14 protein-coding genes are annotated in these 14,558 nt (G+C 67.2%); 8 read left to right on the top strand and 6 right to left on the bottom strand.

What is annotated here, in order from left to right; genetic code table 11:
• Position 1: 1 nt before the first annotated feature.
• Entirely contained in the window at positions 2–1,081 is a 1,080-nt protein-coding gene (locus WI697_RS23750; RefSeq protein WP_345960162.1) for a hypothetical protein, read from the bottom strand.
• On the opposite strand from WI697_RS23750, the gene WI697_RS23745 reads away from it, so the two are divergent.
• The 8 genes from WI697_RS23745 to WI697_RS23710 all read left to right on the top strand — a co-directional run bounded on the left by WI697_RS23745 (position 1,080) and on the right by WI697_RS23710 (position 9,401).
• Positions 1,080–1,763, top strand: coding sequence for a hypothetical protein (locus WI697_RS23745; RefSeq protein ID WP_345960161.1), 684 nt, complete (start codon positions 1,080–1,082; stop codon positions 1,761–1,763). The two genes, WI697_RS23750 and WI697_RS23745, sit on opposite strands and share 2 nt — an antisense overlap.
• A gap of 12 nt (positions 1,764–1,775) precedes the next feature.
• The gene (locus WI697_RS23740) at positions 1,776–2,645 is read left to right on the top strand and encodes a cupin domain-containing protein (RefSeq protein ID WP_345960160.1); all 870 of its coding nucleotides are present in this window, start codon (positions 1,776–1,778) and stop codon (positions 2,643–2,645) included.
• A gap of 146 nt (positions 2,646–2,791) precedes the next feature.
• The gene (locus WI697_RS23735; RefSeq protein WP_345960159.1) at positions 2,792–3,634 is read left to right on the top strand and encodes a transporter substrate-binding domain-containing protein; all 843 of its coding nucleotides are present in this window, start codon (positions 2,792–2,794) and stop codon (positions 3,632–3,634) included.
• A 72-nt stretch (positions 3,635–3,706) separates the two neighbouring features.
• Positions 3,707–4,369 carry an amino acid ABC transporter permease gene (locus WI697_RS23730; protein WP_014752818.1) on the top strand — a complete coding sequence of 221 codons (663 nt, stop codon included), beginning with the start codon at positions 3,707–3,709 and terminating at the stop codon, positions 4,367–4,369.
• The gene (locus WI697_RS23725; RefSeq protein ID WP_345960158.1) at positions 4,366–5,151 is read left to right on the top strand and encodes an amino acid ABC transporter ATP-binding protein; all 786 of its coding nucleotides are present in this window, start codon (positions 4,366–4,368) and stop codon (positions 5,149–5,151) included. Before WI697_RS23730 ends, WI697_RS23725 begins: the two co-directional genes overlap by 4 nt.
• 9 nt (positions 5,152–5,160) lie before the next feature.
• On the top strand, positions 5,161–6,282 hold the full coding sequence (locus WI697_RS23720; protein WP_345960157.1) for an enolase C-terminal domain-like protein: 1,122 nt from the start codon (positions 5,161–5,163) through the stop codon (positions 6,280–6,282).
• A gap of 57 nt (positions 6,283–6,339) precedes the next feature.
• Positions 6,340–7,611 (top strand): NAD(P)/FAD-dependent oxidoreductase, encoded by a 1,272-nt coding sequence (locus WI697_RS23715; protein WP_345960156.1) that lies wholly within the window; start codon positions 6,340–6,342, stop codon positions 7,609–7,611.
• A gap of 38 nt (positions 7,612–7,649) precedes the next feature.
• Positions 7,650–9,401, top strand: coding sequence for a thiamine pyrophosphate-binding protein (locus WI697_RS23710; RefSeq protein ID WP_345960155.1), 1,752 nt, complete (start codon positions 7,650–7,652; stop codon positions 9,399–9,401).
• Positions 9,402–9,429: 28 nt separating this feature from the next.
• Here the strand turns inward: WI697_RS23710 and WI697_RS23705 are convergent, their stop codons facing one another.
• The 5 genes from WI697_RS23705 to WI697_RS23685 form a co-directional block, all read right to left on the bottom strand.
• On the bottom strand, positions 9,430–10,368 hold the full coding sequence (locus WI697_RS23705; protein ID WP_062764285.1) for a LysR substrate-binding domain-containing protein: 939 nt from the start codon (positions 10,366–10,368) through the stop codon (positions 9,430–9,432).
• Between the two features lie 15 nt (positions 10,369–10,383).
• The gene (locus tag WI697_RS23700) at positions 10,384–10,785 is read right to left on the bottom strand and encodes a nuclear transport factor 2 family protein (RefSeq protein ID WP_345960154.1); all 402 of its coding nucleotides are present in this window, start codon (positions 10,783–10,785) and stop codon (positions 10,384–10,386) included.
• A 237-nt stretch (positions 10,786–11,022) separates the two neighbouring features.
• Positions 11,023–12,045, bottom strand: coding sequence for a serine hydrolase domain-containing protein (locus WI697_RS23695; protein ID WP_345960153.1), 1,023 nt, complete (start codon positions 12,043–12,045; stop codon positions 11,023–11,025).
• Positions 12,046–12,098: 53 nt separating this feature from the next.
• Positions 12,099–12,734, bottom strand: coding sequence for a type B chloramphenicol O-acetyltransferase (catB, locus tag WI697_RS23690; RefSeq protein ID WP_345960188.1), 636 nt, complete (start codon positions 12,732–12,734; stop codon positions 12,099–12,101).
• 195 nt (positions 12,735–12,929) lie between these two features.
• Positions 12,930–14,351, bottom strand: coding sequence for an MATE family efflux transporter (locus WI697_RS23685; RefSeq protein ID WP_385999177.1), 1,422 nt, complete (start codon positions 14,349–14,351; stop codon positions 12,930–12,932).
• Positions 14,352–14,558 lie beyond the last annotated feature (207 nt).

The raw sequence follows: 14,558 nt of genomic DNA, 5'->3' as shown, positions 1-14,558 counted from the left end.
CTTAGTCGACGATCACCTCGTCGATTGCCACGGGCCCGGTGCTCCAGGCATCAAGGATGGTGAGCGCGACCCAACGCATGTTGCGTGGCGCCATCTGACCTGTATCGAACAGACCATCAGGGGCCATCTGGCCACGGGTCCATTCCCGAAACCGACGCCCCTCGGCATCCAGGGAGTACTGGACGATAATCGTCCTGGGCAGGGCATACCCTGCCGTCGTCGGTGCGGTTATCCGGAGACGTTGCACCGCAGCGACATCGCCGGTGGCGAAGCCGAACACGATCCGTGCGCCCGGCACACCGTCATAGACGAAGACCCCGTCGCCGACCAGATTTTCAGGAGCGAAGCGCGGATTGATCGGCGGCGTCGAACTGTTGGCGACGACCAGCTGCAATCCCCCCCGGGCGGACGGGTCGGCGGGCGGCAGCGTGACAGCTGCAGACGGGGCCGCATAGGCGGCCCCCTGCTCGTTCAGGAAGCGGCGCAGGTTTATCAGGATCTCTTCCGAACGCATGAACGTCGCCTGGCCGGGGTCCGCCGACGCATAGGCCATGCCGATCGGTGTCTCACCCACAAAGGCGAAGGCGCCGGATGTCCCTTGCATGATCTCGCGACCGCCTTCGATCCTCGCCTCAAGTGTCAGGTAGTCACGACGCATGATGCGCAGCGGCACCCGTTCTTCTTCTCCCGAGGGAGAAAGGCGCAGCAGGCTGGCTTCGGCAGCCCGTCGGCCGGCAGAATCGATATTGAGAGTATCCAGCCGCTCGGTGCAGCGATCTTCTTCTATGCCCCGCACGACGGCGATCGCCAGGTCGATCCCCTCCCAGAAGGGGGCAATCACCGTGCCTGTCCCGGTCTGCACCGGGGCCGCCGTGGAGATGGTCACCCGCGGAAAGATGCCTGCCACATGGCGGGGCATCACCGCATAGCAGGTGCCTGCCTGACCGAACATCCAGCCGAAGCCGTTCTCGCCTTCACCGTTTTTCACCGAAACGGTTTGTGCCTGTGCGGATGTTCCGTAAATTGCCGACAGGGCGAGTGCCGAAAGGATTATGGCCGTGACGTTACGGAAGAGGATCATGTCTGTCGTTCTCGCGGCTCTCTTGATTCCCATGTCGGAGGCAATGGCACAGAACGAACCGGCACTTGAACTCGGCCAGAATGGCTTCAGGGAGATCGTCCGGCCGAGCGCATTGATTTCCGGTACGGTCGTCACCGGTGTTCAGGTCTATGCTGCTGCACAGGGCGATATCTCCATGCGTGGCTTCGTCCCCCGGCGTTGGGCGGGGGAAAACATCTGTGCATCTGTTCTTACGATCAACGGGCTCTATGAGGCAACGGCGACCTACAGGATTCCGGCTGACTGGTCTGGTGGGATCGCTCAGCTTCCATTCCCGACCGTGCATGCCGACGTTCTTCTGGGTGCCGGATCCGACGGCCTGTCGATCCGTCTCAGCCGGAATGCCTGCGGCGCGGAGCTGGGGCGCGACATGTCCTTTGCGATCTGGAACGGTGAAGGCGGTGACAGGCTGACCGTCCTGCTCAACTCCTTCCGGGCCGATGCGGTCTATCTGTATGTCGCCGGGCGTGAGACGCCGATTCGCTGCCGTGCGATCGATCTGCCGGCCCGAAGCGCTTTCGACGCTGCCTGCGATCTGCCTGTCGGCGGTCTTGCCGGCCCCACGCGGATCGAGATCCTTCGCATGGTGGCGCGCAAAGTTGCACCGCCCACCGATTTCATTCTCTGGTTGCCGCAGGAATAGGTGGTGCGATACATGGCCTTCCTGAGGCGCTTCGTCTCGGGCTTCAGCGTTCTGGTCGTGGTGACGGTGGTCTTTCTGGCGACGACCGCGAATGACCGCTCGTTCCAGATCGAGGCGGAGACCCTGGGGGCAGCGATCACCTTCCAAGGCGACCAGAACACCTGGAACTTCCCGCGTTCCATCCTGTGTCTGCCACGGGCGATACCTGATTTGCGACAGGTGACGGCGGAAGCGGCGGATCGGGATACCGCCTGTAGCGCGGCGTTCTTCGAAGTGGTGGAGCGGACGGACCTTTCGATCCACTGGCACCACAGCGACGAGGTGGCCGTTTCGGTCGACGGCGAGGGGCGGCTGGAGATCGAGATCAGGCGACGTCAGGAGACCGATGTGCCCGAGCGCGCCTTTCTGGTCGTACCCGCCGATATATGGGGCAGGCAGGGGGCTTTGACCTTCGTCGGCTCTGCGCGCATCGGCGGTGATATGGCAACGGGGGCCCGCGATTATCTGCGCGCCGGCAGGTGGGACGTGCGGCAGACCGGCATTGCCAATTCTCTGTTCCGGGACGTCACCGAGGTGGTGAAGCGTGGCGACTTCACCTTGGGCAGCTCGGTTCAGGTTCTCAAAGCCGGCATGCCTGCCACGCTCTTTGGCAATATCACGCCGTCGGCGGAACAAGGGATGCGCCTGGTCGCGCTGTCCGAACGGGGTGAGGTCGAACTGCAGGTGGCCTATTTCGGGGTGGGCACTCCGGTCATTCTGCGCCCTGACTGGATCGACAGAATCGTCTCCAGTTCGGTGCTCATCGCACTGATCGGCGTCATGACCTTCGCGTCGAGCATTTTCCAGATATTCATGTTTGCCCGGTCGGGGCGCAACCTCTGATCCCCTGGAGGACAATCCGGTCTGCTCCGCGGCCAGTAGCATGATTTTTCGTCATGCAATGCCCAATGTTCATGCGTTGTGATGCCGGCTGGATGATCCCATACTCGACCTACAAATAAAAATGAAGGTCAGGAGACATGCGGGATATGATGAATCGCAGGCGGTTCAACACCTTCCTCGGCGCGGGCATGGTCTCGGCTGCGGCAGGGCTGAAAATCGGGATGGGGCAGGCCTTTGCGGCCGATGGTTCCTTCCAGCGGGTGAAGAATTCGGGAGTTCTGCGCATCGGCGGCGTGCCGGACGGAGCCCCCTATTACAAGAAGAGCCTGACCGACGGCAGCTGGCAGGGCTTTTATATCGATATCTGCAAGAAGCTCGCCGACGATCTGCGTCTTGAGCTGTCGGTGCTGGAGACGACCTGGGGCAATTCGGTGCTGGATCTTCAGGCCGACAAGGTCGATGTCTTCTTCGGCCTGAACCCGACGCCCGAGCGGCAGAAGGTCATCGACTTCTCGGTGCCGGTGTTCAACAACGCCTTTTCGCTGGTCGCGAAAGACGGATTGGAGGCGACCAGCTGGGAAGACGTGAACAAGCCCGAAATCCGGATCGCGGTCGATGCCGGCTCGTCGCATGATGCGGCCGTCACGCGGCATGCGCCCAACGCCACCGTCGTGCGCCTGAAGAACCAGAGCGACGCCACCGCCGCCCTGCAATCGGGGCGGGCGGATGCGCAATGCCTGGTGCTGGTGCTGGGCCTGTCGCTTCGGGCCAAGAACCCGAAGATCGGCAAGCTGATCATCCCGACGCCGGCCGACTACACCACCTCGAATGCCGGTTTCCGGCGCGAGGACGACCAGTCCTGGCGGCAGTTCGTCGACGGCTGGATCAAGGCCAACCGTGCGAGCGGCTTCATCAAGGACGCGATCATCCGCAATATGCAGCTGGTGGGCGTGAAACAGTCCGACTTCCCGCCCGGTTTCGACGTCTGATCTCCCCGGATCCGCGGCGGGGCCGGCTGCCGCCGCCGCGGATCCGCTGCCACCCTGGACCGGGAGATCCGGATGTACGAGTGGGATTTCGGCCTGTTGTGGGGCTATCGCTGGCTCTTCCTCGACGGGCTGTGGGTGACGGTGTCGTTCACCGTGGCCATCGTGGCCGGCGGCCTTGCGGTCGGGCTGGTCGGTGCGCTGGGACTGCTCTGCCGTTTCGCGCCGCTGCGCCTGGCCAGCCTCGCCTTCATCGAGGTTTTCCGCTGCACGCCGATCCTGGTGCAGCTGATCTGGTGCTACTACGCCCTGCCGATCCTGGCGGGTATCGAACTCAGCGCCACCAGCGCGGCGCTGATCGCGCTGTCCTGCTATGGCGGTGCCTTCTATGCCGAGATCATCCGCGGCGGCATCGTTTCGATCGATCCCGGCCAAAGCGAGGCGGGGGCGGCGCTGGGTATGACGCCGGCGCTGACCATGCGGCGGATCATCCTGCCCCAGGCGCTCCGGCGCATGATCCCGGCGCTGATGAACCAGTCGATCCTGCAGTTCAAGAACACCTCGCTGGTCTCGGTGCTGGCGGTGCCCGATCTGGTCTATCAGGGCCAGATGGCCGCCCATGACAGCTTCCGGCCGCTCGAGACCTATACCGCGATCGCGGTCGCCTATTTCGTCATCCTGTTCCCGCTGACGCTGTTCGTCCGCCATCGGGAGCGCAGGCTGGGGAGCCGGTCATGACCGCCGCTGAAACCGCGCCGCAAGACACCAAGATCGAGATCGCCGGCCTGCAGAAATCCTTCGGGCCCCTGGCCGTGCTGCGCGATATCGGCTTCACCGTGCCCGCGGGCGGCGTGGTCTCGCTGATCGGACCGTCGGGCTCGGGCAAGTCCACCCTGCTCCGCTGCATGAACCTGCTGGTGACGCCCGATCGCGGCAGCATCCGCGTCGGCGATGCCCGTTTCGTCTTCGGCAGCGGTGCGCCGTTGCCCTCGCATCGCGAGCTGGCGGGTTTCCGGGCGCGCACCGGCATGGTGTTTCAGAACTTCAACCTCTTCCCGCATATGACCGTGCTCCAGAACGTGATGGAGGCCCCGGTTCAGGTGCGGCGCCGGCCCAAGGCCGAGGCGCGGCAGATGGCGCTGGCCCAGCTTGAAAAAGTGGGCCTGGCCGACCGGGCCGGGCAGATGCCCGACACGCTGTCGGGCGGCCAGAAGCAGCGGGTGGCGATCGCCCGGGCGCTGGCCATGGAACCCGAGGTGATGCTGTTCGACGAGGCGACCTCGGCACTCGATCCCGAACTGGTGGGCGAGGTGCTGGCGACGATCCTGAAACTCGCCGCCGACGGCATGACCATGGTGATCGTGACCCACGAGATCGCCTTCGCGCGCGAGGTATCGGACCGGGTGGTGTTCATGCGCGACGGCGTGGTGGTCGAAGACGGCCCCGCCGCCCAGGTGATCGGCGATCCCCGCCAGGACGCCACCCGCCAGTTCCTCAGCCATTTCCACAAAGCCATCTAGGACCAAGCCATGGAGCGCATTGAACGACTGCGCGTCTTCCTGATCGAAAGCCCGATCGCGATGGCCCGGCTGCAGGGCGTCGGCAACGTCAAGGGTACGGTCAAGCGCGTCCTGGTCGAGGCGACCTCCACCTCCGGCCTTGTCGGCTGGGGCGAGGCGGCCCCCTGGGAGGTGTTCACCGGTACGGCCGAAGCGGCCTTCGCCGCGATCGACATCTATCTGCGGCCGCTGGTGACCGGCGCGCCGGTCAATCGCATCCGCGAGCTGACCCGGGCGATGGACAAGGCCCTGGTCGGCCATGGCGAGGCCAAGCTCGCGATCGAGACCGCGCTGTTCGACATTCTGGGCAAGCGGTCGGGGCTGTCGGTCGCCGAGCTGCTGGGCGGCCGGGTACGGGACGAGATTCCGCTCTCCTTCTCGATCGCGGACCCCGATTTCGACGCCGATTTCGCCCGCATGCAGGCCATGGTTCCGGCCGGCAACCGGATCTTCAAGGTCAAGACCGGGGTCAAGCCCCATGCCGAAGACATGGCGCATCTGGAGGCGATCCGCGACGCCTTCGGCGAGATGGTCGATCTTCGGCTCGACTACAACCAGGCGCTCGATCCCTTTGGGGCCATCGCCATCCTGCGCGATGTCGACCGGTTCCGGCCCACCTTCATCGAACAGCCGGTGCCGCGCGACTGCCTGGCGGCGATGGCCTCCTTCGCGGCCGCCCTCGACACGCCGATCCTGGCCGATGAAAGCTGTTTCGATGCCCGCGACCTGCTGGAGATCGCCCGGCTGGGTGCCGCCGATGCCGTCTCGGTCAAGCTGATGAAAGCCGGCGGCATCCTGAAGGCGCAGGCGCTGATGGCGGTTGCCGATGCGCTGCATCTGCCGGGCTATGGCGGCACGCTCTGGGAAGGCGGCATCGCGCTTGCGGCCGGCACCCAGTTCATCGCCGCGACGCCGGGCATGTCGCTCGGCTGCGAATTCTACATGCCCCATCACGTGCTGACCGAGGATGTGCTGCTGGAGCGGGTTCCCAACCGCAATGGCAGGGTGATCGTCCCCACCGGCCCCGGCCTCGGCATCGAGGTGACGGAACAGTCGGTGCGCGGCAATGCCCGCATCCTCGCCGAAGCCTGACATGCCGCCGCTGCGGGCCTGATACCGGCGCCGCGGCGGCGCCCCCAGGAAGCAGAGATGTCCCAGACGAACGAGACGCAGGCCGTCGTCATCGGCGCCGGCATCGTCGGCGTGTGCGCGGCGCTGGCCCTTCGCCAGGCCGGCCTGGCCGTCACCCTGGTCGACCCGGACGAGCCGGGCGGCGAGCAGGCGGCGAGCTATGGCAACGGCGCCTTCATCACCCCCGCCTCGATCATCCCCATGTCGGTGCCGGGCCTCTGGCGCAAGGTGCCGGGCTATCTGCTGGACCGGGACGGGCCGCTCACCATCCGCTGGCGGCATCTGCCGCGGCTCACCCCCTGGCTGCTGCGTTTTCTGGCAGCCGGCATGACCACCGCGCGGGTGGAGCGCACCGCCGCCATCCTGTCCGGCCTGCTGCACGACGCGCCCGACCGCCATGCCGCCCTGGCCGCGGCGGCAGAGGTGCCGGGGCTGATTGAGCGGCGGGGCGTGCTCTATGTCTATCCCGACCGTGCGGCCTTTGCAGCCGAAGCCCTGTCCTGGCGGCTGCGGCGTACCGCCGGCGTGGTCTGGCGGGAGCTGGATGCGGCGGCGCTCCGCGCCTTCGAGCCGGCGCTGTCGCCGGCCTATGGCTTCGGCATCCACGTGCCGGCAGCGGCGAACTGCGCCGATCCGGGCGCCTATGTCGCCGCCCTGGCCGCGCATGCGGCGCGGCTCGGCGTGCGCCGGGTTGCCGCCCGGGCCACCGGCTTCGCTTTCGATGGCGACCGGCTGCGGGCGGTCGAGACCGATCAGGGGCCGATCGCCTGCGACCGGGCGGTGGTGGCGGCGGGCATGGCCTCGGCACGGCTTGCCGCCGCGGCGGGGGACCGCGTTCCGCTGGAGGCCGAGCGCGGCTATCACGTTCAGCTGACCGGCGGCGCCCCGGGCGGGCCGCATCTGCCGGTGATGCCGAGCGACGGCAAGATGGCCAATACGGTCACCCGCGAAGGGCTGCGCGCGGCGGGGCAGGTGGAGCTGGCGGGGCCCGGGGCGCCGCCCGACTGGCGCCGGGCGGAGATCCTGCTCCGCCATCTCTACGCCACCTGGCCGGGGCTTGCCCGCGATCTGCCGGTGCGCCGCTGGATGGGCAACCGCCCTTCCACCCCCGACGGGCTGCCGGTGATTTCGGTGGCCCGCCGCAGCCCCGACGTCTTCTACGCCTTCGGCCATGGCCATGTCGGCCTGGCCGCCGGCCCCAAAAGCGCGGCGCTGGTCGCCGCCCTGGTCACCGGATCCACGCCACCCCTGTCGCCCGCGCCGTTCGCTGCGACGCGCTTCCGGTGGTGACCGGTCCCGCGATGACCCTTGCCTCAAAAGGATCGACGATGCGTGGTGCAGACATTCTGGTCGAGATGCTGATCGGTTACGGCGTTGACACCATCTTCGGCGTGCCCGGCGACACCAATGTGCCGTTCTACGAGGCGCTGCAGCTGCGCGCCGACGAGATCCGCCATGTGATGGCGCGCGACGAACGCTCCGCCGGTTTCATGGCCGATGCCTATGGCCGCTTCACCAACCGGCCGGGCGTGTTCGAATGCCCCTCGGGCGCCGGGGCGATGTATTCGCTGCCGCCGGTGGCCGAAAGCAACGGATCCTCGGTGCCTGTGATCCTGCTGACCATCGACATCCCGCTGCCGGGCGAGGGCCGGGGCGTGCTGACCGAGCTTGACTGCGCGAAGCTGTTCGAGCCGGTGACCAAGCTGTCGGTGCAGGTGAAGTCGCCGGAAAAACTGCCCGAAATCATCCGCCGCGCCTTCCGCGCCGCCTGTTCGGGCAAGCCCGGCGCCGTGCATCTCCAGATCCCCGAGGACATGCTGCTGGCCGAGGTCGATCCGGCGCGGATTTCGCTCCATGTCGAAGAGGAATGCCGGACCTTCCCGGCCTATCCGACCCTGCCGCCCGAGACCAAGCTGACCCGCCTGCTGGAGCTGATCGCCCGCGCCGAACGGCCGCTGATCATCGCCGGCGGCGGCGTCAACCGCGCCGATGCGGGCGATGTGATCACCGGCTTCGCCGAGCGCCACGACATCCCGATCTGCACCACCATGACCGGCCAGGGCTCGATCCCCGACGATCATCGCCTGGCGATCGGGGTGATCGGCGACAACGGCTATCACCCCCATGCCAATCTGGCGCTGGAGAAATCCGACCTCGCGATCTTCGTGGGCTCGCGCATCGGATCGGTGGTCACCATCGGCTGGACCTTCCCGCAGGTGACGCTGAACCGCCGGCTGGTCCAGATCGACATCTCGCCCGAGGTGATGGCCAATAATTACGAAAACCTGCTCTCGGTGCAGGGCGATGCGAAACTCGTCTTCCAGCGGTTGTCGCAGATGGAAACCGACACCAATCCCGCCCGGCGCGGCGGCTGGGTGGACGAGCTGAATGCCGATCGCGCGCGTTTCTGGCAGAGCGCGGCACCGCTGCTGACCGACGAGCGGGTGCCGCTGCGGCCCGAACGGGCGGTGCATGCCTTCAACCGGGCGCTCGAAGCCTCGGGCGCCCCGGCGCTGATCTATTCCGACGCCGGCACCCCCACGCCCTATATGACCCGCTTCCTGAAGATCAACGACCGCGAGACCCGCTTTGCCATCCCGCGCGCCTTCGGCGGGCTGGGTTCGGCCCTGCCGGCGACGGTGGGCGCCTGGGCGGCGGATCCCGCCAAGCGGCCGATCGGCCTGTTCGGCGACGGCTCGTTCGGCATGAGCGTGGGCGAGCTGGAAACCCTGGTCCGGCTTCAGGTGCCGGCGATCCTGATCCTCTTCAACAACGGTACCTATGGCTGGATCAAAGGCCTGCACCGGTTGAAGGGCCACAATCAGTGTTTCGGCGTCGATTTCCTGCCGCCGGAGGGTCAGGCCATCGCCGAGGCCTTCGGGCTGAAGGCCTGGACGGCGCGCACGGGGGCCGAACTCGACGACGTCCTGGCCCAGGCCTTCGCCTGGAAGAACGGGCCGTGCTTCATCGACCTCAGGATCGAATCCCTGGCCGAGCGGGTGCCGCCGGTCTATTCCTGGCTGCGCCGGCGCGGCGAGGATCCGATGGCGCTGGACAGCGCCGATCACGGCTATCGCTGAGGCCGGCGCATCCCTGCGGTGCGTGTGATCACGCGGCCGGATCATCTCGGGCGGTGGGGCGCGGCGCGGGCAGCAGGTTCCGCCGCCGCGCCTCGGCCAGAAACCAGCGGCGGAAGGCGGCGACGCCGTTCTGGCTCATGAAGGCTTCCGGGCAGCACATATAGAAGCCTTCGCCTGAAGAACAGCGCTGGGGGAAGGCGGGTTTCAGCCGGCCGTCGGCCAGTTCCGCCAGGACATAGCTTTCCGGCACCACCGCCAGCCCCATGCCGGCGATCGCCGCCTCGATGATCATGTCGGTGACCGAGAAGCGCGGCCCAAGGATCGGCCCGGTGAAGGGGATGTCGGCCGCGCGCAGCCAGTGCATCCACAGGCTCGGCCGCGAGACGTTCTGGATCAGGGTGATCCGCCGCAGATCGTCTTCGGCGAGGAAGCCCTGGGCCGGCAGCAGGGCCGGGGCGCCGACCACCACCAGGTCTTCCTCGAACAGCAGATGGCTACGGCAGGCGGCCCAGTTGCCCACGCCGCGCAGGAAGAACAGATTGGCGTCGAAATCCGTCGGATCCTGGGTGTTGGGGCAGGCCACCACCTCGAACAGGATCTCGGGCTCGGCCCGGGCGAAATGTTTCAGCACCGGCAGGGCCCAGCGCCGGGCAAGCGTCGGCGACATGCCGATGCGCAGGAAATCCTCGGTGGTCCGGCCGCGCACCGCATCGATGGAGACCTCCTCCATCCGGTCCAGCAGATGCGAGATTTCCTCGTAATAGGCCCGGCCGGCTGCGGTCAGGATGATGCGCGGGCCGGCGCGTTCGAACAGGGTGACGCCCAGAAACTCTTCAAGATTGCGGATCTGGCGGCTGATGCCGCTCTGGGTGATGCACAGATCCTCTGCCGCCTTGGTGAAGCTCAGATAGCGCACCGCCGCATCGAAGGCGTGGAGGGCAGACAGGCTGGGCAGGAAGCGGCGCAAGCTCGTCTCCGGCGGTCAGAACCCGGCCGGGCCGGGTATCGGTGCACCGACCGGTGCCACCACCAGCCGGCTGATGCCGTCGGCCGCCAGCGTGAAGCGCAGCAGAATGACCACCGGGTCGGGCAGGCCGGTCGGGTCGAAATCGCCCGCCACCGCCACCCTGACCGCAACCTCCGCCCCGGCTTCCTGCCAGTCGATCGGGGTGAAGCGCAGGCGGATGGCGAAGATCTCGTGCGCCGCCCAGGCGCCGATCGACGGCCGGCCATGGATCAGCCGGTCGCCCCGGACCACCTCGGCGCCTTCGGTGAACAGCTGGCGGAAACTGTCGAAATCATCCTCGTTCACGGCCTCGATCCAGTCGAGGACAAGGGGCGTGGCCAGGTTCGACAGGCGGGACATCAGGGGTGCATCGGGCATGACGGTCGGTCCGGGCAGCGATCGGTTTCGTGGCATGGTCACATCTGATGGACGTGGACGGACATGATGCCGGTCACCTCCTGACGACATTCCGTCAGGAGCCGGACAAAAACCGCGATCCGCCCCGCATGATGCAGCGATGATCGGGCCGGCGGCGCTCAGGTGATTGGCTGTTTCCCCCCAGCCGGTAAGCCTGCGCCTGCGTGGGTGATCACGTCAAGACCGGTCTTCGATGTTTCACGTTGCAGTCCGCACGATCCCGGCCACCAGCCCGTGCAGCTCGTCGACATAACCGGTGCGCCCGGATGGCGTGTCGGGGTCCGAGGTGATCACGACGACCATGTCGATGCCGGGCAGCAGATAGAGCAGCTGCCCGCCATAGCCCCAGCCATAGACCGCCGGCCGGGCGCCCGTCTCACGCAGGAACCAGCCATAGCCATAGGCATCGCCGGTGAAGGGCGAGGTGGTGCGGGGCGTCCACATCTCGCGGATCCACCCCTCCGACACCAGCCGGGTTCCGTCTGCCGCAACCCCGCCCCGGCGGAGCATCTCGCCGATGGCAAGCAGGGCGCGGGGCGACAGCGCCATCTGGTTGCCGCCCATATAGACGCCCTGCGGATCGCGGGTCCAGGGCGGGATGGTGATGTCGAGCGGATCCCCCAGCCAGTCGCGGGCCAGCGCCAGCGTGCTCTCGCCGCTGGTGCGGGTCAGGATCGCTGACAGCAGATGCGAATTGCCGGTGGAATAGAGCATCCACCCGCCGGGCTCCGCCACGAAGGGCCGGGCGAGCGCCGTGCGCACCCAGTTCCGGCTTTCGACCCAGGCGCCGTAATAGGGGCCGGAGGTCCGCTCCAGCCCGGCCTGCATCGACAGAAGATGGCCGATGGTCAGCCGATCCAGCCGCGGATCGGGATCGTCCGGCAGGTCGGCGGGCAGCAGGTCTGCGACCTTCTGGCCGGTGCCGGTCAGCACGCCGCGATCGATCGCGATGCCGGTCAGCAGGGCGATGATGCTTTTCGACAGCGATTTGACGTTCACCGGTCGCGCGGCCGGCGGGCCGCGATAGACCCGTTCGGCCAGAACCTCGCCCGCCTGCGCCACGATCAGCGTGTGCAGGCCGGTCAGGCGCCGGGCATCGTCGAGCAGCCGGGCGAGCGCGGGCGCCGCCGCCCGCCCGGCCCGCGGGGCGATGACGGTGGCGGCGGCGAGCGCGAGGCCGCCGGTGATCAGCCGGCGGCGGGAGGGCAGATATCCGGTCATGGAACTGGAGTTGGGGCGATGCCCGGCCGGATCAACGGCCGGGCATCCTGCGGTCACGCCTGGCGTGTGTTTCGCCACAAGCCGTAGAGCCCCGCCACATCGCCCGAGCAGAGCAGCGGCATGGCCTGCCGGATCTCGTCCAGCGGCCAGTCCCACCACGCCATCTCCAGCAGCATGGCCACGGCCTCGTCGTCGAAGCGCTGCCGCACCGGCCGGGCCGGATTGCCGGCGACGATGGTGTAGGGGGCGACATCGCGGGTGACCACTGCGCGGGTTGCGATCACCGCGCCATGGCCGATGGTGATGCCCGGCATGATCACCGCTTCCGCGCCGATCCAGACATCGCTGCCGACCACCGTATCCCCCGCCGGCCGGTAGCCGTTCTCCGCCCCGGCGAAGGCGGCCTCGCCCGTCCACCAGAAGAAGGGGAAGGTGGAGATCCAGTCGGCCCGGTGCCCCTGATTGCCGGCCATGATGAAGGCGGCGCCGGTGCCGATGGAGCAGAACGAGCCGATGATCAGCCGGTCGACATCATCGCGGTCGGGCATCAGATAGCGGGCACAGTGGTCGAAACCGTGGCCATGATACCAGCCGGAATAATAGCTGAACCGGCCGGCGATGATGTTGGGGTTGGTGATCTGGTCGCGGATTTCGCGGCCCTTATACGGGCTGTCGAAGGCATTGGTCAGAAAGGGTGTGGTCATTGATTGAGCATTCCGCTGCGCGTCGTCCTGTATTTCCGCCATGCGCCGGGCATGATGGTACGACAGCCTTGAACGATATGTTCAGGCTGGAAACAGGTTCGCGCTGGGTCTGGCGGTCATGATGCTCATGGGGCGGGATGTTAGGTCAGCGGCCATGCCGGGGCAAGGCTTTCCCGCCCGTCAGACCAGCCGCCGGATCGGCCGCTTCTTCCACACCAGGTGATAGAGCGCCGATTGCCCCGCCGCCAGCAGGCAGAAGGCGACCGGATACGACATCCACACCCCCTCGATGCCGATCTGCGCCGAGAGCGCCCAGCCGACCGGCAGGCCGATGGCCAGGATGGCGGTGCCCGAAACCAGGGTCGGCAGCAGCACCATGCCGCTGGCCCGCATCAGGCTGGACGTGGCCATGCCCATGCCATAGATCACCAGCGCCCAGACCACGATGTGCAACAGGGTGCGGGCCTCCGCGACCACCGCCGGATCGGCCAGGAACAGGCCGAGCAGGGGGCCTGAGAACACATAGACCAGCACCACCAGGCTGCCGGTCAGCACCAGATTGAAGGTGAGCGCGGTGCGCAGGATTTCGGACAGCCGGTCGGTGCGCCCGGCGCCGATCGCCTGGGCGCCGAAGATCGAGGCGGTGATGCCGATCGAGATCGCCGGGAACTGGACATAGTTCACGATCTGGGTGATCGCGCCATAGGATGCGGTCGCATCCGAGCCGAAGCGGTTGACCAGCGACAGGATCAGGATTTCGGAAAGCGAGATCAGCACCAGCATGATGCCGGTGGGCAGGCCGATGCGCAGCACCTTGGCGAGCAGGGCGCGGTTGAAGCCCAGCGCCCGCAGGAACACCCCGTCCGGCGCCAGCGGGTGGTTGCGGCGGCGCAGATGGATCACCATCCAGGTGGTGGCGATGGTCATCGAGATGATCGAGGCCCAGGCCGGTGAGGTCACCCCCATCTGCGGCAGCCCGGCCCAGCCGCGGATCAGCGCCGGGGTCAGCACCATGCCGATCAGCGTGGCGAGGCCAAGGGTGAAGAGCGGCGTGATCGTGTCGCCCACGCCCCGCAGCATGGATGTCGCGAGCAGATAGAGGAAGATGCCGGGGGTTGCGATCAGCATGATCCGCGCATAGGCCACCGCCTGCGGCAGCACATCGGGCGGCGTGCCCAGCAGGCTGAGGATCGCGGTGGTGGCCGTGCCCCCGAAAACGGCCACCAGCAGCCCGGCCGCCACCACCACGCTCAACGTCGTGGCCGCGATCGCCTTGATCTGCCCGGTCTCGCCGGCACCGAAGGCCTGCCCGATCAACACCGCAGCGCCTGCGCCCAGCCCGATGATCAGCGAGATCATGAAGAACATCAGCGGAAAATACGACGTCACCGCCGCCAGCGCCGACACCCCCAGCATCTGCCCGACATAGATGTTGTTCAGGCTGCCCGAGGCCGCCTGCAGCAGATTGCTGCCGATCATCGGCACCAGAAACGCCAGATAGGGCTTCCACAACGGCTGCACCGGCGCCTTGGGCGAGAAGGGCGACACCCGCGGCTTGCCACGGCCGGCCGGCGCCTGAGAACGGGGGGTGGGGGCGGACATCGTGACGGCTCCGGGGCAGGCGTGCGGGATGGGGCTGGCACTCTAGCAGGGGGGGGGGTGGGGGGCTATGGGGAGAGCGGGGCTGGCCAGGGCAATCGGGTGAAACTGTGCGTGACAGGACGGAAAAAGTCTGAATCTCTCATTGTCGACGTTGTTGGCTTGGGAGGGATGGATGGAACCGTGTGGGGCCTTGGGCGAAGCGATTGG

The organism is Tistrella mobilis (assembly GCF_039634785.1).
Classification (GTDB): domain Bacteria; phylum Pseudomonadota; class Alphaproteobacteria; order Tistrellales; family Tistrellaceae; genus Tistrella; species Tistrella mobilis.
This window is presented reverse-complemented; position numbering and strand designations above follow the sequence as displayed.

Coding starts and splice junctions, on each gene's coding strand:
- WI697_RS23735 (WP_345960159.1), top strand. CDS start 2,792: ATGATGAATCGCAGGCGGTTCAACACCTTCCTCGGCGCGGGCATGGTC.
- WI697_RS23730 (WP_014752818.1), top strand. CDS start 3,707: ATGTACGAGTGGGATTTCGGCCTGTTGTGGGGCTATCGCTGGCTCTTC.
- WI697_RS23750 (WP_345960162.1), bottom strand. CDS start 1,081: ATGATCCTCTTCCGTAACGTCACGGCCATAATCCTTTCGGCACTCGCC.
- WI697_RS23715 (WP_345960156.1), top strand. CDS start 6,340: ATGTCCCAGACGAACGAGACGCAGGCCGTCGTCATCGGCGCCGGCATC.
- WI697_RS23685 (WP_385999177.1), bottom strand. CDS start 14,351: ATGTCCGCCCCCACCCCCCGTTCTCAGGCGCCGGCCGGCCGTGGCAAG.
- WI697_RS23720 (WP_345960157.1), top strand. CDS start 5,161: ATGGAGCGCATTGAACGACTGCGCGTCTTCCTGATCGAAAGCCCGATC.
- WI697_RS23710 (WP_345960155.1), top strand. CDS start 7,650: ATGCGTGGTGCAGACATTCTGGTCGAGATGCTGATCGGTTACGGCGTT.
- WI697_RS23725 (WP_345960158.1), top strand. CDS start 4,366: ATGACCGCCGCTGAAACCGCGCCGCAAGACACCAAGATCGAGATCGCC.
- WI697_RS23745 (WP_345960161.1), top strand. CDS start 1,080: ATGTCTGTCGTTCTCGCGGCTCTCTTGATTCCCATGTCGGAGGCAATG.
- WI697_RS23740 (WP_345960160.1), top strand. CDS start 1,776: ATGGCCTTCCTGAGGCGCTTCGTCTCGGGCTTCAGCGTTCTGGTCGTG.
- WI697_RS23695 (WP_345960153.1), bottom strand. CDS start 12,045: ATGACCGGATATCTGCCCTCCCGCCGCCGGCTGATCACCGGCGGCCTC.
- WI697_RS23700 (WP_345960154.1), bottom strand. CDS start 10,785: ATGCCCGATGCACCCCTGATGTCCCGCCTGTCGAACCTGGCCACGCCC.